Origin of the sequence: Sulfitobacter sp. SBS6, from assembly GCF_048285585.1 — a bacterium.
GTDB lineage: Bacteria > Pseudomonadota > Alphaproteobacteria > Rhodobacterales > Rhodobacteraceae > Sulfitobacter > Sulfitobacter pontiacus.
Genome location: NZ_JBLWBA010000005.1, coordinates 614,583 through 636,738, shown reverse-complemented (window position 1 = coordinate 636,738; position 22,156 = coordinate 614,583). Strand labels below are relative to the sequence as shown.

Annotated in this window: 23 protein-coding genes and 1 tRNA gene; 15 read left to right on the top strand and 9 right to left on the bottom strand. The window is 62.5% G+C overall.

The genetic code is table 11. The features are described 5' to 3' along the window. Positions 1–119 precede the first annotated feature (119 nt). Genes ACNQ62_RS06525 through der form a run of 3 tightly spaced genes read left to right on the top strand, consistent with a single transcriptional unit; the run spans position 120 to position 3,793 of the window. The gene (locus ACNQ62_RS06525; RefSeq protein WP_418094461.1) at positions 120–833 is read left to right on the top strand and encodes a tetratricopeptide repeat protein; all 714 of its coding nucleotides are present in this window, start codon (positions 120–122) and stop codon (positions 831–833) included. A 54-nt stretch (positions 834–887) separates the two neighbouring features. Then, entirely contained in the window at positions 888–2,267 is a 1,380-nt protein-coding gene (locus tag ACNQ62_RS06520; protein WP_005852629.1) for a PQQ-like beta-propeller repeat protein, read from the top strand. A gap of 50 nt (positions 2,268–2,317) precedes the next feature. Next, on the top strand, positions 2,318–3,793 hold the full coding sequence (gene der, locus ACNQ62_RS06515; protein WP_037962876.1) for a ribosome biogenesis GTPase Der: 1,476 nt from the start codon (positions 2,318–2,320) through the stop codon (positions 3,791–3,793). 49 nt (positions 3,794–3,842) lie between these two features. Here der and ACNQ62_RS06510 read toward each other — a convergent pair whose 3' ends face one another. Together ACNQ62_RS06510 and serS are read right to left on the bottom strand one after the other, a co-directional pair. Further along, entirely contained in the window at positions 3,843–4,550 is a 708-nt protein-coding gene (locus ACNQ62_RS06510; RefSeq protein ID WP_418094460.1) for a hypothetical protein, read from the bottom strand. Between the two features lie 59 nt (positions 4,551–4,609). Then, positions 4,610–5,902 (bottom strand): serine--tRNA ligase, encoded by a 1,293-nt coding sequence (gene serS / locus ACNQ62_RS06505; RefSeq protein ID WP_418094459.1) that lies wholly within the window; start codon positions 5,900–5,902, stop codon positions 4,610–4,612. Between the two features lie 264 nt (positions 5,903–6,166). On the opposite strand from serS, the gene yajC reads away from it, so the two are divergent. The 10 genes from yajC to ACNQ62_RS06455 all read left to right on the top strand — a co-directional run bounded on the left by yajC (position 6,167) and on the right by ACNQ62_RS06455 (position 13,246). Further along, the gene (yajC, locus tag ACNQ62_RS06500) at positions 6,167–6,445 is read left to right on the top strand and encodes a preprotein translocase subunit YajC (RefSeq protein ID WP_005852640.1); all 279 of its coding nucleotides are present in this window, start codon (positions 6,167–6,169) and stop codon (positions 6,443–6,445) included. Positions 6,446–6,481: 36 nt separating this feature from the next. Next, complete coding sequence (gene secD / locus ACNQ62_RS06495; RefSeq protein ID WP_386166837.1) at positions 6,482–8,131, top strand: protein translocase subunit SecD; 1,650 nt, start codon at positions 6,482–6,484, stop codon at positions 8,129–8,131. 11 nt (positions 8,132–8,142) lie between these two features. Continuing rightward, positions 8,143–9,111, top strand: coding sequence for a protein translocase subunit SecF (gene secF / locus ACNQ62_RS06490; RefSeq protein WP_037943943.1), 969 nt, complete (start codon positions 8,143–8,145; stop codon positions 9,109–9,111). A 167-nt stretch (positions 9,112–9,278) separates the two neighbouring features. Beyond that, positions 9,279–9,632 (top strand): Mth938-like domain-containing protein, encoded by a 354-nt coding sequence (locus ACNQ62_RS06485; RefSeq protein WP_005852646.1) that lies wholly within the window; start codon positions 9,279–9,281, stop codon positions 9,630–9,632. Between the two features lies 1 nt (position 9,633). Then, positions 9,634–10,251, top strand: a complete 618-nt coding sequence (ccmA, locus tag ACNQ62_RS06480; RefSeq protein ID WP_418094458.1) for a heme ABC exporter ATP-binding protein CcmA — start codon at positions 9,634–9,636, stop codon at positions 10,249–10,251. After that, the gene (ccmB, locus tag ACNQ62_RS06475) at positions 10,248–10,904 is read left to right on the top strand and encodes a heme exporter protein CcmB (RefSeq protein ID WP_418094457.1); all 657 of its coding nucleotides are present in this window, start codon (positions 10,248–10,250) and stop codon (positions 10,902–10,904) included. Before ccmA ends, ccmB begins: the two co-directional genes overlap by 4 nt. A gap of 52 nt (positions 10,905–10,956) precedes the next feature. Then, entirely contained in the window at positions 10,957–11,691 is a 735-nt protein-coding gene (locus tag ACNQ62_RS06470) for a heme ABC transporter permease (RefSeq protein WP_418094456.1), read from the top strand. Beyond that, complete coding sequence (gene ccmD, locus ACNQ62_RS06465) at positions 11,691–11,840, top strand: heme exporter protein CcmD (protein WP_386173699.1); 150 nt, start codon at positions 11,691–11,693, stop codon at positions 11,838–11,840. Before ACNQ62_RS06470 ends, ccmD begins: the two co-directional genes overlap by 1 nt. Further along, positions 11,833–12,372, top strand: coding sequence for a DsbE family thiol:disulfide interchange protein (locus tag ACNQ62_RS06460; protein ID WP_037943946.1), 540 nt, complete (start codon positions 11,833–11,835; stop codon positions 12,370–12,372). Before ccmD ends, ACNQ62_RS06460 begins: the two co-directional genes overlap by 8 nt. A gap of 151 nt (positions 12,373–12,523) precedes the next feature. After that, positions 12,524–13,246, top strand: coding sequence for a heme-dependent oxidative N-demethylase family protein (locus ACNQ62_RS06455; RefSeq protein WP_418094455.1), 723 nt, complete (start codon positions 12,524–12,526; stop codon positions 13,244–13,246). A gap of 39 nt (positions 13,247–13,285) precedes the next feature. On the opposite strand, the gene ACNQ62_RS06450 is transcribed toward ACNQ62_RS06455, so the two are convergent. The 4 genes from ACNQ62_RS06450 to ACNQ62_RS06435 all read right to left on the bottom strand — a co-directional run bounded on the left by ACNQ62_RS06450 (position 13,286) and on the right by ACNQ62_RS06435 (position 16,756). After that, the gene (locus ACNQ62_RS06450) at positions 13,286–13,723 is read right to left on the bottom strand and encodes a glyoxalase superfamily protein (RefSeq protein WP_418094454.1); all 438 of its coding nucleotides are present in this window, start codon (positions 13,721–13,723) and stop codon (positions 13,286–13,288) included. Between the two features lie 298 nt (positions 13,724–14,021). Beyond that, on the bottom strand, positions 14,022–14,825 hold the full coding sequence (locus ACNQ62_RS06445) for a lytic murein transglycosylase (protein WP_005852656.1): 804 nt from the start codon (positions 14,823–14,825) through the stop codon (positions 14,022–14,024). A gap of 149 nt (positions 14,826–14,974) precedes the next feature. Beyond that, positions 14,975–16,381, bottom strand: a complete 1,407-nt coding sequence (gene glnA, locus ACNQ62_RS06440) for a type I glutamate--ammonia ligase (protein WP_005852657.1) — start codon at positions 16,379–16,381, stop codon at positions 14,975–14,977. 36 nt (positions 16,382–16,417) lie between these two features. Next, positions 16,418–16,756, bottom strand: coding sequence for a P-II family nitrogen regulator (locus ACNQ62_RS06435; RefSeq protein WP_005852659.1), 339 nt, complete (start codon positions 16,754–16,756; stop codon positions 16,418–16,420). 246 nt (positions 16,757–17,002) lie between these two features. Between ACNQ62_RS06435 and ACNQ62_RS06430 the strand changes: the two genes are divergently transcribed. Further along, positions 17,003–17,845 carry an NAD(P)H-hydrate dehydratase gene (locus ACNQ62_RS06430; protein ID WP_418094453.1) on the top strand — a complete coding sequence of 281 codons (843 nt, stop codon included), beginning with the start codon at positions 17,003–17,005 and terminating at the stop codon, positions 17,843–17,845. Between the two features lie 103 nt (positions 17,846–17,948). Beyond that, positions 17,949–18,032: transfer RNA gene (locus ACNQ62_RS06425), tRNA-Leu, on the top strand. 122 nt (positions 18,033–18,154) lie between these two features. Here the strand turns inward: ACNQ62_RS06425 and ACNQ62_RS06420 are convergent. The 3 genes from ACNQ62_RS06420 to ACNQ62_RS06410 all read right to left on the bottom strand — a co-directional run bounded on the left by ACNQ62_RS06420 (position 18,155) and on the right by ACNQ62_RS06410 (position 22,078). Continuing rightward, positions 18,155–18,667, bottom strand: coding sequence for a hypothetical protein (locus tag ACNQ62_RS06420; RefSeq protein WP_418094452.1), 513 nt, complete (start codon positions 18,665–18,667; stop codon positions 18,155–18,157). A gap of 139 nt (positions 18,668–18,806) precedes the next feature. Further along, positions 18,807–20,609, bottom strand: coding sequence for a cation:proton antiporter (locus ACNQ62_RS06415; protein ID WP_418094451.1), 1,803 nt, complete (start codon positions 20,607–20,609; stop codon positions 18,807–18,809). 185 nt (positions 20,610–20,794) lie between these two features. Further along, positions 20,795–22,078 (bottom strand): serine hydrolase domain-containing protein, encoded by a 1,284-nt coding sequence (locus tag ACNQ62_RS06410; protein WP_418094450.1) that lies wholly within the window; start codon positions 22,076–22,078, stop codon positions 20,795–20,797. Between the last annotated feature and the right edge of the window lie 78 nt (positions 22,079–22,156).

The window sequence follows — 22,156 nt, the reverse complement described above, 5'->3', positions numbered from 1 at the left end:
AAACTTGCGACATGCGACCTTGTGAACAACGCGTGGGTCACTTGCTGTGCAGCCAAGCCCTTGGCAGCCCCGCAGCCGCAGGTTAAGAGGGGCGTTAAATCAGGCGGGACGGGTACCACATGAGCGATACAGACAGTTTCATCGACGAAGTAAACGAAGAGGTCCGCCGCGACCGGTTCTACTTTATGCTCAAGCGCTATGGCTGGATTGCGGTGCTGGCCGTGATCCTGCTGGTCGGTGGGGCCGCGTGGAACGAATACCAAAAAGCGCAGGCCCGCGCAGAGGCGGAAACCCTTGGCGACGCGATGTTTGCGGCACTTTCCGCTGAAGACACAGCCGCCCGCGCTGCCGCCTTTGAAAAAATCGAGGCCACAAACCCCCGCGCCGGTGCCATGCTGGGCTTGCTGACCGCCGCCGAACAAGCCAAAGCAGGCGAGACCGACGCCGCCGTCGCAACCTTGAACGGCATCGGGCTGGATGCGGATGTGCCCGCGATCTACCGCGAAATCGCCCAGTTCAAGGCGATTACCCTGCAAGGATCGGATATGCCCGCCAATGAACGCCGTCTGGCGTTGGAAAATCTGGCGCAGCCGGGCAGCAGCCTGCGCTTGCTGGCGCAAGAACAACTGGCCATGATCGACATCGAAGAAGACGCCCCCGAGGCGGCGATCGAACGCTATCAGGGTATCCTGAACGACGCGGATGTGACCTCGGACTTGCAACAACGCGCCCTTCAGGTGATTGTCGCCTTGGGGGGGGATCCGCAAATGGGTAACGCAGCCCCCGCGCCGCAAACGGACACCGTGCCGGCGCTGGATGCAGACAATAACTAATCCTGCCTGAACCTTTCAGGTGACACGGACTTAAAGAGCAAAGCGAGCAGGGCCATGACCATTCTCCACAGCATCTCCTTGAAACCCACGTCGACGCGCCGTGCCTCACTTGGGATGGGGGCGGTGGTGGCATCGCTGCTGCTGTCGGCCTGCGCCGAACCAGAGGTGATCCTGCCCGGCGTGCGCGAGGATGTGCGATCGGTCCTGCAAGGCAGCGATGGCTTTGCAGCCCCCGCCGATGCGCCGGTGCCAGCCAATACAACACGCGCGATTTCACTGCCCGCAGCGACCACAAACGCCAGCTGGTCACAAAGCCCCGGCACGCCAAGCACCCGCGTCAGCCACCCCGCGCTTGGTGCGGCCCCGCAGCTTGCGTGGTCCGCCTCTATCGGGAAGGGCGACAGCCGCAAGCAACGCATCACCGCGACGCCTGTCGTGTCTGGCGGGCGTGTGTTTACCATCGATTCCGGCGCGACGGTCACCGCGACCTCTGCCACATCGGGGGCGACCCTCTGGACCCGTGACCTGACGCCGCAAAGCGACGGGCAGGGCGATGCGACGGGCGGCGGCTTGGCCGTCGATGGCAACACAGTCTATGTCTCGCTTGGCTTCGGGTCGGTCACGGCGCTGGATGTCGACAGTGGCGGCACGCGCTGGACGCAGGATATCGACGGCACCGGATCGGGGGCCCCGACAGTCTTTGGCGATATGGTCTACTTCACCTCCGGCGACGATACCGGTTGGGCGCTGAACAAATCCAACGGCCGCGTACAATGGCAGACCGGGTCGACCAGCAGCATCAACAATGTGCTTGGCGCACCGGCCCCCGCCGTGGGGTCGCAGATCGCCGTGCTGGCCTTTGGCTCGGGCGAGGTGCAAGGGCTTTTCCGTCAGGGCGGGCTGGATCGTTGGAACACGTCTGTCGTGGGCAAACGCCCGGGGCGCGCGCTGGCCAATATCTCTGACGTGACAAGCGCGCCGGTGATCTCTGGCGATACCGTTTACGTGGGCAACCAGTCGGGCCGTCTGGCGGCGCTGAGCCTTGGCGGCGGCGAACGTCAGTGGACCGCGCGCGAAGGCGCGATCGGCCCCGTTTGGCCCGCAGGCGACAGCGTCTTTGTCGTGACCGACCTGAACGAGCTGGTGCGTCTGGATGCCAGCACCGGCACCCGCATCTGGGGCACGCCGCTGCCGAATTTCGTCAAGGACAAGCCCAAGCGCCAGTCCGAGGTCTTTGGCAACTACGGCCCCATTCTTGCCGGTGGCCGCGTGATCGTGGCCTCTAGCGATGGCACGCTGCGCAGCTTTGACCCCACCAATGGCGCGCTGGTTGCACAGGTGACGATCCCCGGCGGGGCGACCACTGCGCCGGTCGTGGCGGGGGGCGTTCTTTACGTCGTATCCGCGAAAGGGCAATTGCACGCTTTCCGTTAGGCCGCAAATAGGCTAAGCGGCGGGCTTGACCTAGTCTTCGGAGCCGTTCCATGTCTTTCACCCTCGCCATTGTGGGCCGTCCCAACGTCGGGAAATCCACGCTGTTCAACCGTCTGGTCGGTAAAAAGCTGGCGTTGGTCGATGATCAGCCCGGTGTAACGCGCGATCTGCGCGAAGGCGCGGCGCGGCTTGCCGACCTGCGATTCACCGTGGTGGATACCGCCGGACTTGAAGAAGTCACCGACGACAGTTTGCAGGGCCGGATGCGCCGCCTGACCGAACGTGCCGTGGATATGGCGGACATCTGCCTGTTCATGATCGACGCCCGCGTGGGTGTCACGCCGTCTGATCTGGTCTTTGCCGATATCCTGCGCAAGAAATCCGCCCATGTCATTCTGGCCGCCAACAAGGCCGAGGGCAAAGCCGCCGACGCCGGTGTGATCGAGGCCTACAGCCTTGGCCTTGGCGAACCGATCCGCCTGTCTGCCGAACACGGCGAGGGGCTGAACGATCTTTACACCCATCTGATGCCAATCGCCGACGGTTTCGCCGAGCGGGCGCAAACCGATGCGCCGGAAACAGATGTGGACCTGACCGAGGAAGAAGCCGAACTGGGCGACGAAGAGGCACCCATGCCCGTCCCCACCAAGACCAAGCCCTTGCAGGTGGCCGTGGTAGGGCGTCCGAACGCGGGTAAATCCACCCTGATCAACCAGATTATGGGCGAGGATCGTCTGCTCACCGGACCGGAGGCGGGGATCACCCGTGATGCGATTTCGCTGCAGACCGACTGGTTCGACGTGCCCATGCGGATCTTTGACACCGCCGGGATGCGTAAACGCGCCAAGGTGCAGGAAAAGCTCGAAAAGCTGAGCGTCAGCGACGGTTTGCGTGCGGTGAAATTCGCCGAGGTTGTGGTGGTTCTGCTGGATGCAGATATCCCCTTTGAACAGCAAGACCTGCGCATCGCCGATCTGGCCGAACGCGAAGGCCGTGCCGTTGTGGTTGCCGTGAACAAATGGGACCTTGAGACCGACAAACAGGGCAAGTTGAAAGACCTGCGCGAAAGCTTTGAACGGCTTCTGCCGCAGCTTAAGGGCGCGCCTTTGGTGACCGTTTCGGCCAAGACCGGGCGCGGTATGGACCGCTTGCACAACGCGATCATGCGCGCCTATGAGGTCTGGAACCGCCGTGTCACCACGGCACAGCTCAACCGCTGGCTGTCCGGCATGATGGAGGCGCACCCGCCCCCCGCGCCGCAGGGCAAGCGCATCAAGTTGCGCTATATGACCCAAGCCAAGACCCGCCCGCCGGGGTTCGTGGTCATGTGTAGCCACCCCGATAAGGTGCCGGAAAGCTATAACCGCTATCTTGTCAATGGGTTACGGCTGGACTTTGACATGCCGGGCACGCCGATCCGCCTGTGGATGCGCGGCCAGTCGGACGCCAACCCCTATAAGGGGCGCAAAAAAGCGAAGCCGTCGAAGCTGCGCAAACATACCGACGGGCACCGCAAGGACCGCTAGAAGTTGCAGAAATCGGGACCGGAGTTTTCAAAACTCCGGACCTTTGCGTTTAACCGCGCCGCCATGACCGGTAGGTGGGCAGGATCAACGCAATGGCACCCCCCGCGGCCAGCGCCGCAACGGTCGGGGCCGTCGCGACATTCGCCACCACCACAGCGACCAGCGCCCAGATCACCCCGATCCCATAGGTCGGCGCGCGCATCAGCGACGATTGCACCCCCGCTGCAATCACAATCGCCAGCCCGACAAAGACCAGCCCCGCGGTTTGCCCGCTCATCCAGCCATAGCCGGCCGCCAGCAGCCCCAAAGACACGCAGGAGGCCGCGCTCAGCCAGCCCGCATAAAGCCCCACGGGCAGGGCGGCAAAGCCGCGATCCTCACGCGGGGCGCGGAACAACGCGTAAAGCGCCGACACCAGCATCACCCAGATCAACACCGACGCCCAGATCGGGCTTGCCACGGCCACGGCAAGCCAGAAACAGCCCACAAACAGCGATAGCGCAAGCGGCAGACGCATGTCGTGCCAAAGGGTATCCTCGCGGCGTTTCCACAGGCCCCAGCCCATGCCGACGATCAGCCAGACATAGATCAGCCCCCAGATCGAGAACGCGTAGCCCGCAGGCTGCACCGGCGGGTTGTCTTGGGGAATGGGGAATTGGTCCGGCGAAAAGCCGTTGAAGCCGGAGACAAAAAAAGGCGACAGGGCAAAGCCGATCGCCAGCAGAAAGGTCAGAAGGGCAATAAGGGAACGGGACATCGGGCTACCTTGCGAAAAGTGGTTCTCGCCTCAGATAGCCCGATGATCCCAGCGTTCAATCAGCTGAGCGTGCCGTCAACGCCCAAAGTGGTCTTGCCGCCCAGATAGGGGGCCAGCACATCGGGCAGTTTGACCGACCCATCGGCCTGCTGACCGTTTTCCAGCACCGCGATCAGGCAGCGCCCGACGGCCAGACCGGACCCGTTCAACGTGTGCACGAACTGCGGTTTGCCGCCATCTGCGGGTTTGAACCGTGCGTTCATCCGCCGCGCCTGAAAATCCCCCGTGGTCGAGACAGAGCTGATCTCGCGGTAGGCGTTCTGACCGGGGAGCCAGGCCTCGATGTCAAAGGTCCGACGCGCGCCAAAGCCCATGTCACCGGTGCACAGGATCACGGTGCGGTAGGGCACGCCCAGACGTTCCAGCATGTCTTCGGCACAGCGCAGCATACGCTTTTGTTCGTCATCCGATTGATCGGGGTGGGTGACCGATACCATCTCGACCTTCTCGAACTGGTGCTGGCGCAGCATGCCCGAGGTGTCGCGGCCCGCGCTGCCGGCTTCGGAACGGAAGCACAGGGTATGGGCGGTCATCCGGCGGGGCAGGGCGGCTTCTTCCAGCACGTCACCGGCGACCGAATAGGTCAGCGTCACTTCGGAGGTGGGGATCAGCCACCAGCCGTTTGTGGTCTGATAGCTGTCGTCGCCGAACTTGGGCAGCTTGTCGGTGCCATACATCGCCTCGTCGCGCACCAGCACGGGGGTCATATGTTCGGTCAGCCCGTTTTCATCGACATGGGTGTCGATCATGAACTGCGCCAGCGCACGGTGAATCCGCGCCACGGCCCCTTTAAGCATCACAAAGCGCGCGCCGGAGGTTTTGGCGGCGGTTTCGAAATCCATCGACGCCGCGACACTGGCGATCTCGAAATGCTCTTTCGCCTTGAAATCAAACGTTGGTACATCGCCCCAGCGGTTCACTTCGACATTGTCGGCCTCGTCCGCGCCATCTGGGGCATCATCGGCGGGCAGGTTGGGGATGCGCGCCAGCATGTCGGTCAACTGCGCGTCCAGATCCTTGGCCTCTGCCTGCATGGCGGTAACTTCGGCCTTCTTGTCGCTGACCAAGGTGCGCAGACGTTCGAATTCTGCCTCGTCGCCCTTGGCCTTGGCCGCGCCCACCAGTTTGGAGGCTTTGTTCTGCTCGGCCTGCGCGGTTTCCGCTGCTGAAATCTTGGCCCGCCGTGCCTCGTCCAGTGCCAGTACCTGCGCGGTCACAGGGGTGTCGCCGCGCCGTGCGAGGGCCGCGTCGAAAGCATCGGGGTTTTCACGGATGGCTTTGATGTCGTGCATGGGCTGTTCCTTTGTCGTCCGAGTCGCATGATCTGCGTTGCGCGCGTTATGCCCGATTGTGGATCGCGGTGCCAGATGTGGATGCGCGGGGGGGGGATCGCGCCCTTGGATGCTTGCGCAAACAGCTTATTGCAGGCTGCGACACCGGGCAGCGCCATTTCCCCCCGGAACCCACCTTGCAAAGCCCCGCGTCTGACCATAGGTTCCGCCAAACTTAGACGGCAGGCCGTTTGCGGCATGCGCCCAACACAAAGGACGACCTCCATGGAAGCCATTCAGCAATTTGTACCCCTGATCCTGATCTTCGCGATCATGTATTTTCTGCTTATCCGCCCTCAGCAAAAGAAGGTGAAAGAGCATAAGGCAATGGTGGACGGTCTGCGTCGTGGTGATCAAGTGGTCACCGCTGGCGGTCTGATCGGCAAAGTCGTCAAAGTCAAAGATGACGGCGAGCTGGAAGTCGAACTGGCCGACAACGTCAAAGTGCGCGTTGTGCAATCGACCATCGCCACCGTCGTCTCCAAGACCGAACCAGCCAAGTAAGCGCCCCTTCGGGCGTGTCGAGAAAAGGGCAGTACCATGCTTCAGATTGATCTGTGGAAACGGGTGTTGATCATCCTCACCTGTGCCGCTGGCCTGTGGCTGGCGCTGCCCAATGCGTTCTACGGTCCCGTCGAACAGCACAATGATGCGGTCAAGGCGATCAGCGTTGCTGGCTCCACCCCCGAGCTTGAGGCGCAAAAGGCGCTTTGGCCCGAGTGGATGCCGGAACGTCTGGTCAACCTTGGCCTCGATCTGCGCGGCGGGGCCCATTTGTTGGCCGAAGTGAATGTCGAAGACGTTTACGCCAACCGGATGGAGGCCGCCTGGCCCGAGGTCCGCGATGCGTTGCGCTCGATCACGCCGGTCCGCCGCGTTGACGCCCCCAAGGGCGAGCTGCGCGTGCGCATCAACGATGCCTCTGTCATGGCACAAGCTTTAGAGGCGACCCGTGCCTTGGCCCGCCCCGTGCAGTCGCTGACGGGCACAGGGCAAAACGACATCGTGGTGAACGGTGCCAATGACATCATCACCATCACGCTGACCGATGCCGAGAAACAGGCCACGGACGAGCGCACGATGCAGCAGTCGCTGGAAATCATCCGCCGCCGCATCGACGAGGTGGGCACACGCGAACCCACGATCCAGCGTCAGGGCGCGGACCGTATCCTTATTCAGGTGCCCGGCATCGGGTCGGCCGCAGAGCTGAAAGCGATCATCGGGACCACGGCGCAGCTGACGTTCAACCCCGTGGTGAACCGTGGTGCCAATGAAAACGCGGCACCGGGTCTGGGCAATTCGCTTTTGCCCGACGCTGAAGCGCCCGGTGTCTTTTACATCATCGAAACCGCGCCCGTCGTAACCGGCGAACAGCTGGTCGATGCGCAGCCCAGCTTTGACCAGAACGGCCGCCCCGCTGTCAGCTTCCGCTTTGACACCACCGGCGCGCGCAAGTTCGGCACCTACACGGCAGAGAACATCGGCGCGCCTTTCGCCATTGTGCTGGATGACGAGGTCATCAGCGCCCCCACCATCCAAAGCGCTATTCCCGGCGGGTCAGGCATCATCACCGGCAACTTCACTGTCGAGGAATCCACCAATCTGGCCGTCTTGCTGCGGGCAGGGGCCTTGCCTGCGGGGCTGACCTTTGTCGAGGAACGCACCATCGGGCCGGAACTGGGTCAGGACAGCATTGACGCGGGCAAGATCGCGACCAGCGTCGCCTTTGGCGCGGTACTGTTCTTTATGTGGGCCAGCTACGGGCTGTTCGGGCTGTTCGCCAATATCGCGCTGATCATCAACGTCGGCATGATCTTTGGCTTGCTAAGCCTGATTGGTGCCACGCTGACCCTGCCCGGTATCGCGGGGATCGTTCTGACAGTGGGTATGGCGGTGGACGCCAACGTGCTGATCTTTGAACGCATCCGCGAAGAGCTCAAGACCGCCAAGGGACCGGCCCGCGCCATCAGCCTTGGCTATGAACGCGCGCTTAGCGCCATTCTGGACGCCAACATCACCACCTTCATCATTGCAACGATCCTCTTTGTGCTGGGCTCCGGCCCTGTGCGCGGGTTCGCGGTGACGCTGGGGCTTGGCATCGTCACGTCGGTCTTTACGGCGTATTTCGTCACACGTCTGATCGTGGTGTTCTGGTTTGAACGCCGCCGTCCCAAGACAATCACGGTATAGGAACGCGCACCATGCGGCTGAGACTGATCCCCGACGATACGAATATCGACTTCTTCAAACACGCCAGACTGACCTTTGGGGCGTCCTGTGTGGCGGTGCTGCTGGCCTTGGCCGTGTGGTTCACTATGGGCCTGAACTACGGCATCGACTTCCGCGGCGGGACGACCCTGCGCACGCAAAGCGACGCAGCCGTGGACGTGGCGGCCTACCGCACGGCGCTGGAACCGCTGGAGCTTGGCGATGTGTCCATCTCAGAGGTGTTTGACCCTGCCAGCGACAGCACCAAACATGTCGCGATGGTCCGCATCCAGGCCCAGGAGGGCGAAGAGGCCGCATCCCCCGAGATGATCCAGAATGTCGAGGAAGCGTTGAAAACCGTGGCCCCGAACATCGTCTTCACCTCGGTCGAATCTGTTGGCCCCAAAGTATCGGGCGAGCTGATCCAGACCGCGTTTCTGGCGGTTGCTGCATCCCTCGGGGCGATCCTGATCTACATCTGGCTCAGGTTCGAATGGCAGTTCTCTGTCGGGGCGGTCGCGGCGCTGTTCCACGATGTGGTGCTGACCATCGGCGTTTTCTCTGCGTTGCAGATCCGCTTCGATCTGGCGGTGATCGCGGCGATCCTGACCATCATCGGCTATTCAATCAACGACACCGTGGTGATCTTTGACCGCCTGCGTGAAAACCTGCGCAAATACAAGAAACGCGACCTGCGCGAGATCATGAACCTCAGCGTTAACGAGACCCTGAGCCGTACCTTGATGACATCGGGCACCACCTTGCTCGCGCTCATCGCGCTGCTGGTTCTGGGCGGCGATGTGATCCGTGGCTTTGTCTTCGCGATTACATGGGGCGTTGTTGTGGGCACCTATTCCTCGGTCTATGTGGCCAAGAACGTCGTGCTGTTTCTGGGCGTCAAACGCGACTGGTCCAAGAAAGACAACAATAACACCGGCCAATACGCCAATATCGACGCGTAATATATTTCGCTGCCAGCAGGGCACCCCCTTGCTGGCAGCACCGTTCCGCGCCCGCATCCGGCGCGACGCTTTGCCCATAGGGCCCGCCCCATTTCACCGCCAGTTGATCTGTATTGTCCGCGCGTGATCCGCTATGATCGCGCAGCCCCCGCGAGAAGGAGAACATCATGCGTTTGAACGAGGTCGTGTATTCGGATGCCAAACCCGTCGAAGGCTATGGCCCCGGTTTCTTCCGCATTGGCGGCACGGTGTTCGAAGGGCCGGTGATCGCAGGCACCTCTGGGGTTTCTGCGTGGCAGGGCTTCGATGATCACGCACCGCTGCTGGCGCTGGCGGGCAAGATCGACATCCTGTTCATCGGCACCGGGGCCGAGATTGCGCATATCCCGGCCGACCTGCGCAGCACGCTCGAAGATGCGGGCATCGGGGTTGATGTCATGTCGTCCCCCGCCGCGGCGCGGACCTATAACGTCCTGCTCAGCGAAGGCCGTCGCATCGCCTTGGCCATGATCCCCGTCTGATATGACCCTGCGTGTCACCGACCTTGCCGTCGCGCGCGGCGGTGTGCCCGTGCTGGACGGGGTGTCCTTTGCGGTTGAACCGGGGGCTGCCTTGATCCTGCGTGGGCCGAACGGGGCGGGAAAGACCACGCTGCTGCGCTGCATCGCGGGGCTGCAACCGCCCTTGTCGGGGCAGATCGACGGGGCAGAGGAAACCATCGCCTACGCCGGTCATGCCGACGGGCTGAAAGCGATGCTGAGCGTGCGCGAAAACCTCACATTCTGGGCACAGGTATTCGGGCAGCGCGATATCTCTGACGCAGTGACCGCCTATGACCTCGAGCCGCTGCAAGACCGGCTGGCAGGCACCTTGTCTGCGGGGCAGAAGCGGCGCTTGGGGCTGGCGCGGTTGATGGTCACGGGGCGGCCCATCTGGGTGCTGGACGAGCCGACCGTGTCACTGGACGCCGCCGCCGTCGGGCTTTTCGCCGCCGCGGTGACGGCGCATCTGGGGGCAGGCGGCACGGCGCTGATCGCGACACATATCGACCTTGGCCTGAAGGCGCATAGCTTTGACATCACCCCGTTTCGCGCCAAACCATCACAGCGCAGCGGTGCCAGTGACGAGGCTTTCCTGTGATCGCCCTGCTGCGCCGTGACCTGATCCTTGCCTTTCGGGCGGGCGGGGGCTTTGGCCTCGGGCTGGCGTTCTTCCTGATTGTCACCGTACTGGTTCCCTTCTCGGTTGGGCCGCAACCCGATCTGTTGGGGACCATCGCGCCCGGTGTGCTTTGGCTGGGGGCGCTGCTGGCCTGCCTGCTCTCGCTCGACCGGTTGCTTGCGCTGGATTACGAGGATGGCACGCTGGACCTGCTGGCCACGGCACCGCTGCCGCTTGAGGCGGCGTTGAGCGTCAAGGCGCTGTCCCACTGGGTGACGACAGGGCTACCGCTGGTGCTTGCGGCCCCTGTGTTGGGGGTGATGCTGAACCTCGCGCCCTCGGGGTATCTGTGGCTGGTGGCCTCGCTGGGTTTGGGCACGCCCGCGCTGTCGGTGATCGGCACCTTTGGCGCGGCGCTGACCGTGGGCATCAAACGCGGCGGGTTGCTGATGTCGTTGCTGGTGCTGCCGCTTTACGTGCCGACGCTGATCTTCGGGGCAGAGGCCGCGCGCCGCGGCGCAATGGGGCTGGATGCCACGACCCCTCTGACCCTGCTGGCTGGCATCACCTTTGGCACCATCGCGCTCATGCCCTTCGCCTCTGCCGCGGTGCTGCGGATGACCTTAAGGTGAGTGCGCGCTTTTGACCATTGAGTGCCAGGAAACGGAGCGATAGAACCCCGCCATGTCTTTATGGGAATACGCCAATCCGGTGAAATTTTTAGGCCTCTCGGCCCGCGTACAACCCTATGTCTGGGGGGGGGCGGCGCTGTGTCTGATCGTCGGTCTGGGCTGGGGCTTTTTCGGCACGCCGGATGATTACCGTCAGGGATCGACGGTCAAGATCATCTACCTGCATGTGCCCGCGGCGCTGATGGCGATCAACGCGTGGTTCATGATGCTGGTGGCCTCGCTGGTCTGGCTGATCCGCCGGCATCACGTCAGCGCCCTCGCGGCCAAGGCGGCGGCCCCTGTGGGCGTCACCATGACAGTGATCGCGCTGATCACCGGTGCGATCTGGGGGCAGCCCATGTGGGGCACCTGGTGGGCATGGGATCCACGGCTGACGTCCTTTCTGATCCTGTTCCTCTTCTACCTCGGCTATATCGCCCTGTGGGAAGCGGTCGAGGACCCCGATACCGCTGCAGACCTGACCGCGGTCCTGTGTCTGGTGGGCTCGGTCTTTGCGGTGCTGTCGCGCTATGCGGTCAAGTTCTGGAATCAGGGGCTGCATCAAGGCACCTCTGTCCCGCTGGCCACCGGCGGGCGTACCGTATCGGATGTGTTTTTCTACCCGCTGCTGATCAGTATGGTCGGCTTTGGTCTGCTGTTTCTGGCGTTGGTATTGTACCGCACAGGGACCGAAATCCGTCTGCGCCGCGCCCGCGCGCTGCTGGCGCGCAGCGAAAGGGGCGCATGATGCCGGACCTTGGGAAATACGCCGCCGAGGTGCTGGCCGCCTATGGGGTGTCGCTGCTGCTGCTGGCGGGGCTGGTGGGGCTGAGCCTGAACAAAGGGCGCAAGGCCCGCGCCACACTTGCTGATATAGAGGCCCGTAAAGATGGCTAAAATCTCTCCGCTCATGATCGCGCCACCGCTGGTTTTCGCCGGTTTCGTGGCACTTGCCGCCTTTGGCATGTTCCGCCCCGATCCCGAAGGGCTGCCCTCGACGCTGGTGGGACAGATGGCCCCCGCGCTGCCCGAAAAACCACTGGAAGGGTTTCCCGCGGCGGCACCGGATGTGCTGACCAATGGCGAGGTGACGCTGGTCAACTTCTGGGCCAGCTGGTGCCCGCCCTGTCGCGCCGAACATCCGCAGCTGCTTGATATGCAGGCGCAGGGGCTGTCGATCATCGGGGTCAACTTCAAAGACACGGTCGGCCCCGCAACCAGCTACCTGACCAATGATGGCAACCCCTTCGAAGGCGTCGCCTTTGACCCGCAGGGGCGCACCGCCATCAACTGGGGCGTCACCGCCCCGCCAGAGACGTTCATCATCGCGGGCGACGGCACGGTTCTGTTCCGCTATGCCGGTCCGCTGGTCGGCAGTGACTACGAACAACGCTTCCTGCCAGCGCTGCAAGACGCTCTGAAGAACTGACACCCGCTTCCAAATGGCCCTAAATCCTCGCCGAAGGCATGGCCCGTAGCGGGCTGCGCCCCGGCAGCGGGCCTATGCGCCACGCCGCCGGTTTCGCACCGGCTGACCCCACCCGGCTGGCCCTCATCCGCTTACCAAAAAAGGAGACCTCATGCCCGTGATATTGCAAACCAGACTACCGGACGCGCAGACCGGCACGCCCGGATTGCCGGGCACGGGGCCTTGCGGGGCGGAGGACTGGTTGCTGATGGACGAAGCCTACGCGCCGCAGATGGTCTACCGCGAAGCGCTGCTGGCGGAACGACCCGAGGCTGTGTTCTACCAAAGCGAGGCCGCCAGACCCGCCGCGGCAGAGCTGTTGTCAGAGGCGCTGCCCCTTCTGCCGCGTTTCGGTTTCACCCTCGGGGCTGATGCGGTGGTCTGCCCCGACGGGCGCAAGGTCACGCTGGACCGGTCGCAACCGCTGTGGACGTTGGCGCATCTGGTGCAAGAAGACCTCTGCATCCTGCAAAAACGTGGCGATGAACATGTGCTGACCGCTGCGGCACTGTGCTTTCCGGCGAACTGGCGTCTGGCGGATAAGATAGAGCAACCCCTGACGGGCATTCACACCCCGGTCGAGGAATATGACGCCGACATCGCGCGGCGTGTGCAACGTCTGTTTGACGGCGTGCGGGCAGGGCGGCCGCTGTGGCGGTTCAACAAGCTGCGCTATGCGGATGCGGATCTGCACCAGCCGCGGCGGCGCGAAACAGGCAGTGACATGCCCTTTATCCGGTCAGAGCGGCAGTGCATCCTGCGTCTGCCCGAAAGCGACGCGGTGGTCTTTACGATCCACACCTATGTGGTGCGCGACGGAGATGCGCCTGCCTGAGCGGACCCAGACAGGCGCGATGGTTCGGGATTGATGGCGCTAGGTCAGAGCCAGATGCGGCTGCCCGTCAGAGGTCTTGCGCGGGGAGATCCCCTGCGCATCGACCACCGCATTGATCTGCCGCCGCATATTGCTGAACAGGGGCGAGGTCACAACGTCAATCGCCGTGTCAAAGCGCAGGGTCAGCGACCACATGCCACTGCCCGATAGCCGCGCCGCCTTGACCACGCCGGTAAAGGGATGGCCTAGATAGCGGCCTTGCACGCGGTCCCCGGGCGTCCAGCCTTGCGCAGGGGCCGCGGCTTGGGCGCTCAGCGTGTTCCAGTCGCGCGCGCCCCATTGGTGGGCCACCATTTCCAGCGTCGCCGCATGGGACAGTGCTGTGCCTTGGGCCGCAAGGTCCGCGCGCAGCCGTTTGGCTTGGGATTTCAACACATCAGCCGAAGGTACGGCGGTGGGATGGTTTTGGGTTGTCATCATAACACTCCTGCTCTCGCAAAAGTCGAAGGGGGTCCGCGTTGCCCGTCAATCCGCGAGATTGAAGGTGTGTTCTTGATCAAGGACTTCACCGATATGCGGACGGCAGGGGCCTTTCCCTATGGGCGCTATATGGCGCTTGGGTGCTGCAATTGCAATGGGGCGGTGCGGGGTGGCACGGGGCGGATGCCTTCGGCGAGGATTTTTAGCCATTTGGAAGCAAAACGCGCGCGCCGCAGGACCGGCGNNCCCCACACCCCCCCCCCCCCCGTGGCGGTTGTTTTTACTTTCGAGGGGGTTAGCCGTCGATGCGGGCGGCCATGATTGCGATGGCTTTCTGATACACGCCGGCAGCGTTCCACTGTTTGATCACATTGAAGTTGGTTTGCCCTTCCTGATAGCCGGCACCGGGTTGCCAGCCTTTCTGACGCAGGAAGTTCGCGGTCGAGGCCAGCGCGTCGGTCTGGTTGTAGAAATCAACGCGGCCGTCGCCGTTACCGTCCACCCCATAGCGCAGGGCATTGCCGGGCAGGAATTGGGTGTGGCCAAGCTCGCCATGTTTTGCGCCTTTGGTGCCGCCATTGATCGCGCCGGTATCAACCAGTTTCAGCGCGCCGATGGCGTGGGGGGCAAAGAAATCGGAACGGCGGCAGTCATAGGTCAACGTGGTGATTGCAGACACCACCGAGGTATCGCCCATGAAGCCACCAAAGGCGGTTTCCATCCCGTGGATCGCGATGATCACCCCCGCTGGCACGCCGTAGCGCGCTTCGAGTGACTGGTAGAAGCTTGCATTGCGGGCCTTGCGCTTGCGGCCTTGGGCGACGATCGTATCGGCACCGCGCACCTGCATGAATTTATCGAGCGAATAGTTGAAGGATTTCTGGTTGCGGTCGGCGGCGATGGTGCTGCTGGCATAGCGCGCGTTTGCCAGTGCATCGAGCCCCCGTTGACCGACACCCGCGGCGGCGGCCTCTTTCGCGAAGGCGGGTTTCCAGGCGTCGAAGCCTCCCGCGTTGTTGCCACATTGGGCCGCTGCAACTGGGGCGGCGAAGCCCAAAGAAAGCATAAGTGCCGTGGCAAGACGTTTGGTGGGGCGCATGAAATAACCTCTGACTATATTAAACTTCGGCTGACTCTAGCCCAGCTGTTTCGAACTTCAAATAGCAAGACGCATTCCAAGCGAAAGGGCGCCCCGATAGGGACGCCCTTTGCTGTTGGTCTGGCCACCCGTCCGGGTGGGGACCGCGTTTAGCAGCTGTAGTACATGCCGAATTCAACAGGGTGGGGGGTGTGCTCGTATTTGTGCACTTCTTCCATCTTGAGTTCGATATAGCCTTCGATCTGGTCTTTGGTGAAGACGTCACCGGCCAGCAGGTAATCCATATCCGACTGCAGCTCTTCCAGCGCTTCGCGCAGGGAACCGGAAACGGTCGGGATATCGGCCAGTTCTTCGGCGGGCAGATCATAGAGGTTTTTATCCATGGCTTCGCCCGGATCGATCTTGTTCTTGATCCCGTCAAGGCCGGCCATCAGCAGCGCGGCAAAGCACAGGTAGGGGTTTGCCGCCGGATCGGGGAAGCGGGCCTCTACGCGTTTTGCCTTGGGGGATTCGGTCCATGGGATACGGACACAGCCCGAGCGGTTGCGTGCGGAATAAGCGCGCAGAACGGGGGCTTCGAAACCGGGGATCAGACGCTTGTAGCTGTTGGTCGCCGGGTTGGTGAAGGCGTTCAGCGATTTCGCGTGGGACAGGATGCCGCCGATGAAATACAGCGCTTCCTGGCTCAGGTCGGCATATTTGTCGCCTGCGAACAGGGGCTTGCCGTCTTTCCAGATCGACATATTCACGTGCATGCCGGAGCCGTTGTCGCCATAGATCGGCTTGGGCATGAAGGTTGCGGATTTACCATAGGCGTGCGCCACGTTGTGGATCACGTATTTGTATTTCTGCAGCTCGTCCGCCTGTTCGGTCAGCGTGCCGAAGATCAGGCCCAGTTCGTGCTGGCAGGACGCCACTTCGTGGTGGTGTTTGTCGACCTTCATGCCAAGACGTTTCATCGTCGACAGCATTTCGGCGCGCAGGTCCTGTGCTTCGTCCGTGGGGTTCACGGGGAAGTAGCCGCCCTTGAGGCCCGGGCGGTGGCCCATGTTGCCCATTTCATAGTCGGTGTCGGTGTTCCAGGACGCGTCGGACGCATCAACTTCGTAGGATACCTTGTTGATCGAGTTCGAGAATTTGACGTTATCGAACAGGAAGAATTCGGCTTCCGGACCCATATAGGCCACATCACCGATACCGGAGGCTTTCAGGTAGGCTTCGGCTTTTTGCGCGGTGCCACGGGGGTCACGCTCATAGGCTTCGCCGGTGTCGGGCTCTACAACAGAGCAGTGCACGCAGATGGTTTTTTCGGCATAGAACGGATCAACATAAGCGGTGTCCGTGTCGAGCATCAGCTTCATGTCGGAGGCTTCGATGCTTTTCCAACCCGCGATGGAGGAGCCGTCAAACATGAACCCTTCTTCGACAAAATCTTCGTCAACAAGATCGGAGACGATTGTAACGTGCTGCAGTTTACCGCGTGTATCGGTGAAACGTACATCAACGTATTCGATGTCCTCGTCCTTGATCTTCTTCAGGAAGTCCTTGGTGCTCATTGGATGATATCCTTTTCTTGAATCTCGTAAATTCGATTAAAGCGCGTCTGACCCGGTCTCGCCGGTACGGATGCGGATTGTTTGTTCGATGGGGCTGACGAAGATTTTGCCGTCGCCGATCTTTTCGGTCTTCGCGGCCGATACGATGGCCTCGATGGCGGCGTCTACCTGATCGTCGTCCAACACGATTTCGATTTTTACCTTGGGCAGAAAATCCACGACATATTCAGCGCCACGGTACAATTCTGTATGGCCCTTTTGACGCCCGAAGCCTTTGACTTCGATAACGCTAAGGCCCTGAACGCCAACCTCTTGGAGCGCCTCCTTGACTTCATCAAGCTTGAACGGCTTGATTACAGCTTCGATCTTTTTCATCTGAGGCCTCCCTGCCAGACGGGTGATTTTCGGTCTACATCGGTGTCATCTCACCGTGCGGGCCGACGGTCTACCAGACGCGCGATGGAGTCCACCGAAAGAGGCGAAAATTTGTGCGCATCGGCTGTTTTATGTGCGCTGCGATTAAAATATGTGCATTTTGAAAATCCATGTGCTGGCAGGCTTGGCTATCGCTTGGGCAGGTGGTTTATCTTTGGGCAAAAGACGGACCGGAAAGGGGCTGCCATGCAATCGATTGCCATCACCGCAGACACGCTGGACTTTGATCAATTGGCCAAGGGGCAGGGGCATAAGTTCGACCACGGGCATGCGATTGTCGTGACCGGTGGGGCCGGGCGCACGGGTGCGGCGCGGCTGTCCGGGCGTGCGGCGTTGCGGATGGGGGCGGGGCTGGTCACACTGGCCGTACCGCCCGCCGCGCAGATGGAGGTGGCGATGCAGATCACCGCCCTGATGCTGTCGCGCGTCACAGGCCCCGAGGATCTGGCAGATCTGGCCGGTGACAAACGCGTGCGGGCGCTGTGCATCGGGCCGGGCTTGGGGCTTGAACCGGCCCATGTGGCGCTGGTGCGGGCAGTGCTTGAATGCGGCAAGCCCTGCGTGCTGGACGCCGACGCGCTGACCCTGATCGCGCAGGAGCCCACCCTGTGGGAGCGCCTTGGCCCGCACTGCGTGCTAACCCCGCATGGCGGAGAGTTCGCGCGTCTTTTCAAGGGCATATCCGAGGGTGACGCCGATAAGGCGCAGGTCTGTCTGATGGCGGCACAAAAGGCGGGGGCGGTTGTTCTGTATAAGGGGGCGACCACCCTGATCGCGCATCCCGACGGCCGCGTTGCGGCGCATCACGGCACGGGCGATCGCGCGGCCCCGTGGCTTGCCACCGCAGGCGCGGGGGATGTGCTGTCGGGCATGATCACCGGTCTGCTGGCCCGCGGCATCGCGCCTTTCGAGGCGGCGCAATACGCCACGTGGCTGCATGTAGAGGCAGCACGTCAGTTCGGACCGGGGCTGATCGCCGAAGATCTGGTCGAAGAAATCCCCCGCATCTTCAAGGCGCTGGACCTCTAGCGGCCGTCGGGTGCAGGCACGCGTGGCAGGTGAGAAAAACTATACGTCATGCGCGTTTTTCCCCCTCGCCACTGGGAAATTTCTTTGATACTGAACGCGCAATGCGGGTGTGGCGGAATTGGTAGACGCACCAGATTTAGGTTCTGGCGCCTATGGCGTGGGGGTTCGAGTCCCTTCACCCGCACCACTTCAACTCATTGATAATCATGCATAATTCGCGCGCTTCAGCGCCTGCGTTTTGATGTCTGTCTTGGCCGTGGACCATGCGCCGCGCCCGAAGGGTGTTCGGGCGCGGCGGGGCTGCGTGGGTTACGCGGCGGCTTTCAGCGCTTTGTCGGCCTTGTCGGCGACGGGCTCAGCGGCGGATTTGGCCGTTGATGCGGCTTCGGTTGGCGCGTTCGATTTCAGCAAGGCCGACAGGTAGGATTTGCTGGCCTGCTGGGGCGAGCTGCTGACCGGCGCAATCGAGTCGATCAGGCTGCGGGCCTGTGCGGCTTCGATCCGGGCTTCGGCTGCGGCGCGGGCTTGCGCCTCGCTCATGCCGCTGTCTTCGGCGTCCGAGGTGGCAATCGGGGTTGGGGCGACGGGGGCCGGAGCCTCCGCAGCGGGGGCTTGCGCTTTCTGCGCAGGGGCGGCGGCCTGAGACGACTGCGCAGGGGCAGTTTCAGCGGTGGGCTGCGTCTCTTGCGCGGCCGGCTGTTCGTCTTTGGCTTTGGCGTTGTTCTTTTCGGTGTTACCGGTCTCGGACTTATCTTTCTGTTTCTCGGCCCCTTTGGGCTGAGACTGCTGGCTGCCGCCAGAGAAAAGTGAACTTATTAACATAGATTTGCCTTTTCAGTTGGTTACCTACATGACTGAAGCAACTGCCTGACCGGTGTGGCGAAAAAATGGTCCAATTAAGGTTAATGCAAAGCTGAAATTCCCGCGCAGATAGTATGCTGCGCGGGTCGGTGTGGTTTGATCACTCTTCCGGCGGGCGCAGAGCGATAACATGGATGCCGTCGCCGCCTTTGAACTCCTCGTTCTTGCGCATGAACTTGATCTCGCCGCTGGCGGTGATCTGGGCGAGCAACCGCGCCTCGGGGCTTTCGGCGCGCCAGTCTTCCAGCGTGAACTCCTCGGAGAGACGCGTGCTGCGGAAGCGCCAGCCTTGGGCAATCAGATCACGCAGTTCCGCATGTGTCGCCTCTAGCCCCAAGGGCCGGCCGCCAAGGGTGCGGGGCAGTTGGTGGCGGCTGCTTTCGGATTTCTCGCGCATCACCTGAAACACATTCTCGCGGCCGAATTCCGGTGCCAGGTCTGTGGTGACCAGCGTGTTGTAAGCGTCGTTATCCGTGGCAGCGATCAGCGTGGCATAGCTGACGAGTTCCACGCGCTGCTCTGCCGCTTCTGACAGAATATCGCCCGAAAATGTATCGATCCCCGCCGCACGCGCCTTGCGCAGGCGGATGAAGTTGGGGTCGGTCATCAGCACCGGAATCTTCGCTTTCTTGAGCACTTCGGCCAGCTGCGTTGTCCAGTCCGAGCCGCCGATGATCACCACGCCGGGCGTGTCCGCACCGGTCAGCCCCAAAAGCCGTGCAAAGGGGGCGAGGGTGAAGCCGTTGACCACCACGGTCACCGCCACAAGCGCAAAGGCAAGCGGCGCGATCAGGGCGGCGTCCTCGAACCCGAGGCTCAGCAGGCGTTCGCCAAACAGCCCCGCGACCGCGACCAGCACGACGCCGCGCGGTCCGGTCAGGGCCACCAGCAGTTTTTCGCGGAACGGGATGCCCGACCCGACGAGCGAGATAAACACCGTCACAGGCCGTGCGACCAGCACCACCACAGCCACAAAGGCCGCCGCGCGCCAGTCAAGATTGCCAAGCGCCTCGACATCCAGCCCTGCGGCCAGCAGGATGAACACGCCCGACACCAGCAGCACGGTGGCATGTTCCTTGAAGCGGCGCATTTCCTCGTAGCTGGGCAGTTTGGAGTTCGCGATCACGATCCCCATGATGGTCACCGCCAGCAGCCCGCTTTCATGCAGCACGGCATCGGAGGCGGCAAAGACCCCCAGCAGCAGGGCAAAGAGCACGGGCACCTTCATATACTCGGGCACCCAGCCGCGTTTGAAGGCGCGCGACAGGCCGATCCCCGCAGCGACACCAGCGGCCGTGGCGACGGCGGCACCGATAAACAGCTCCAGCATCGCCTCGGACGCCGTTGTGGCGGTGTTCAGCGCAATGACGACCTCGAAGGCCAGCACGGCGGCCAGCGCGCCGATGGGGTCGTTCAGGATCGCCTCCCATTGCAGCAGGGTGGCAGGGCGGCGCGACAGCCGCGCGGTGCGCAACAGCGGCGCGATCACCGTGGGGCCGGTCACGATCATGATCCCGCCAAAGACGGCAGAGCTGGACCAGCTGAGCCCCGCCACATAATGCAGCGACAGCGCCGACATCAGCCAGCCAAGGGGCGCGCCGATATAGACCAGCCGCCGGACACCGCCGACCGCGTCCTGCAGCGTGTGAAAGTTCAGCGACAGACCGCCCTCGAACAGGATAATCGCCACGGCGATAGAGATCATCGGCCCCATCAACGGCCCGATATCCCGTGCGGGGTCGAAGATGCCCAGAACCGGCCCGATCAGGATGCCGGCCACCAGCATCAGTACGATCGCGGGCATGCGCAGCCGCCATGCGATCCATTGAGACCCCACCCCGATCGCGCCGACCAATGCGATCGCAGTTACAGGATTTAGCGCGCCGAGTGTTTCTGTTGCCACAATGTGAACCCTTTATAATCAAAGCGATGACGTAACGCGGACCATCCCGCTGACAATGGCCGGTGTGAAATTTTAGGGGGTTTCCCTGTCGCAAGCCAGCGATCTGTCGTGCTGAACGACAAAAGGCCCCGACGTCAGGGGCCTTTTGTGCGAGGGTATGGGGCAGGGCGCGTGGCCCCGCGAGGTCAATCGTCGACGCGGCTGTCGGCCAGCGTGCTAAAGGCGAGGTTCTTGAAGATCAGCCGCAGTGGCCCCCGATTGGCGGGCGACTGGATCATCAGCAGCGCGATCATATCTTCGGCAGGATCCGCGTGATAGCCGGTTCCCGCGGCACCGCCCCAGTTGTATTCACCGGCGGAGCCCATTGACGGGGCGTTGCCGGTTTCAAGTCGCACACCGTACCCCAGACCAAAGCCGTAGCCGGGGCCGGGCAGGTAGTATTTGCCGGGTTTGATGCCCTCAAGGTGGTTCGAGGTCATCAGCTGCACCGACTTAGGCGACAGCAGCCGCGTACCGTTCAACTCTCCTCCATTCAGCATCATCTGCGCGAATTTTGCGTAGTCATGCACCGTGGACATCAGCCCGCCGCCGCCCGACTGGTTCGGCTTGCGCACGCGCGGGTCAAAAACATCGCGGCTGCCCAGTTTGGCCTGATCGGCGAAGGGTTCGGCGATCCGCGGGAAATCCGCAGCGTCATCAATGTAGAAGGCCGTATCCTCCATCCCCAGCGGGTCGAAAATACGCGCCTTCATGAATTCTTCAAGCGTCTGGCCTGAGGCGACCTCTACCACCGCGCCCAGAACATCCGTCGCGCGGGAGTATTCCCATGTGGTGCCGGGGTCATGCTCCAGCGGCAGGGACGCCAGCAGATTGGCCTGTTCGATCGCCGTGTTCTCGGGCGAGGCGACCCCGGCCGCGTTATAGGCCTCGCGCGCGGGACCGGCCCCGAAGAAGCCATAGGTCAGCCCCGAGGTATGGCGCATCAGGTCGCGGACGGTCATCACGCCTTTGGCGGGGCGGGTCACGGGCTTGCCCTCGGCGTCTTTCTCACCTGTGACCACGGTCAGGGTCTTATAGGCGGGCAGATAGGTTGAGACGGGCGCGTTCAGCAGCAGTTTGCCTTCTTCGACCAGCATCATCGCGGCGACGGATGTGATGGGTTTGGTCATGGAGTAGATGCGGAACAGCGTGTCTTCGGTCATCGGCTCCCCGTCGGGGGTGCGTTTGCCCATGGTGGACAGATGCGCGATCTGACCGTCGCGGATCAGCATCAGCACGGCCCCCGGCGTCATCCCCTTGTCCACCAGCGCGCCAAAGGTGGCATCCATCCGCGCCAGTCGGTCAGGGTCGAACCCCAAGGCGGTCGCATCGCCGCGCGGCAGCTCTTGGGCCCATGCGGGGGTTAGGGTGGCAAAGGCGGTGCCAAGGGCCAGCGCCCCGGCGACCAGACCTGATTTAAAATGATTCATTATATCTCCTCCCGGTTGTTGTGATCCGGTGGGACCACGACCCAAGGTTAGGAGTGTGCACGCCGCTGTGGCAACCTG

Bases quoted from the DNA above. Each gene is read 5' to 3' on its own strand.
- glnA (WP_005852657.1), bottom strand. From the start codon at position 16,381: ATGAGCACCAAGGACTTCCTGAAGAAGATCAAGGACGAGGACATCGAA.
- der (WP_037962876.1), top strand. From the start codon at position 2,318: ATGTCTTTCACCCTCGCCATTGTGGGCCGTCCCAACGTCGGGAAATCC.
- ccmD (WP_386173699.1), top strand. From the start codon at position 11,691: ATGCCGGACCTTGGGAAATACGCCGCCGAGGTGCTGGCCGCCTATGGG.
- ACNQ62_RS06435 (WP_005852659.1), bottom strand. From the start codon at position 16,756: ATGAAAAAGATCGAAGCTGTAATCAAGCCGTTCAAGCTTGATGAAGTC.
- ACNQ62_RS06455 (WP_418094455.1), top strand. From the start codon at position 12,524: ATGCCCGTGATATTGCAAACCAGACTACCGGACGCGCAGACCGGCACG.
- secD (WP_386166837.1), top strand. From the start codon at position 6,482: ATGCTTCAGATTGATCTGTGGAAACGGGTGTTGATCATCCTCACCTGT.
- serS (WP_418094459.1), bottom strand. From the start codon at position 5,902: ATGCACGACATCAAAGCCATCCGTGAAAACCCCGATGCTTTCGACGCG.
- ACNQ62_RS06510 (WP_418094460.1), bottom strand. From the start codon at position 4,550: ATGTCCCGTTCCCTTATTGCCCTTCTGACCTTTCTGCTGGCGATCGGC.
- yajC (WP_005852640.1), top strand. From the start codon at position 6,167: ATGGAAGCCATTCAGCAATTTGTACCCCTGATCCTGATCTTCGCGATC.
- ACNQ62_RS06450 (WP_418094454.1), bottom strand. From the start codon at position 13,723: ATGACAACCCAAAACCATCCCACCGCCGTACCTTCGGCTGATGTGTTG.
- ACNQ62_RS06525 (WP_418094461.1), top strand. From the start codon at position 120: ATGAGCGATACAGACAGTTTCATCGACGAAGTAAACGAAGAGGTCCGC.
- ACNQ62_RS06420 (WP_418094452.1), bottom strand. From the start codon at position 18,667: ATGTTAATAAGTTCACTTTTCTCTGGCGGCAGCCAGCAGTCTCAGCCC.
- ACNQ62_RS06520 (WP_005852629.1), top strand. From the start codon at position 888: ATGACCATTCTCCACAGCATCTCCTTGAAACCCACGTCGACGCGCCGT.
- ACNQ62_RS06470 (WP_418094456.1), top strand. From the start codon at position 10,957: ATGTCTTTATGGGAATACGCCAATCCGGTGAAATTTTTAGGCCTCTCG.
- ccmA (WP_418094458.1), top strand. From the start codon at position 9,634: ATGACCCTGCGTGTCACCGACCTTGCCGTCGCGCGCGGCGGTGTGCCC.
- ACNQ62_RS06485 (WP_005852646.1), top strand. From the start codon at position 9,279: ATGCGTTTGAACGAGGTCGTGTATTCGGATGCCAAACCCGTCGAAGGC.
- ACNQ62_RS06410 (WP_418094450.1), bottom strand. From the start codon at position 22,078: ATGAATCATTTTAAATCAGGTCTGGTCGCCGGGGCGCTGGCCCTTGGC.
- ACNQ62_RS06430 (WP_418094453.1), top strand. From the start codon at position 17,003: ATGCAATCGATTGCCATCACCGCAGACACGCTGGACTTTGATCAATTG.
- secF (WP_037943943.1), top strand. From the start codon at position 8,143: ATGCGGCTGAGACTGATCCCCGACGATACGAATATCGACTTCTTCAAA.
- ACNQ62_RS06460 (WP_037943946.1), top strand. From the start codon at position 11,833: ATGGCTAAAATCTCTCCGCTCATGATCGCGCCACCGCTGGTTTTCGCC.
- ACNQ62_RS06445 (WP_005852656.1), bottom strand. From the start codon at position 14,825: ATGCGCCCCACCAAACGTCTTGCCACGGCACTTATGCTTTCTTTGGGC.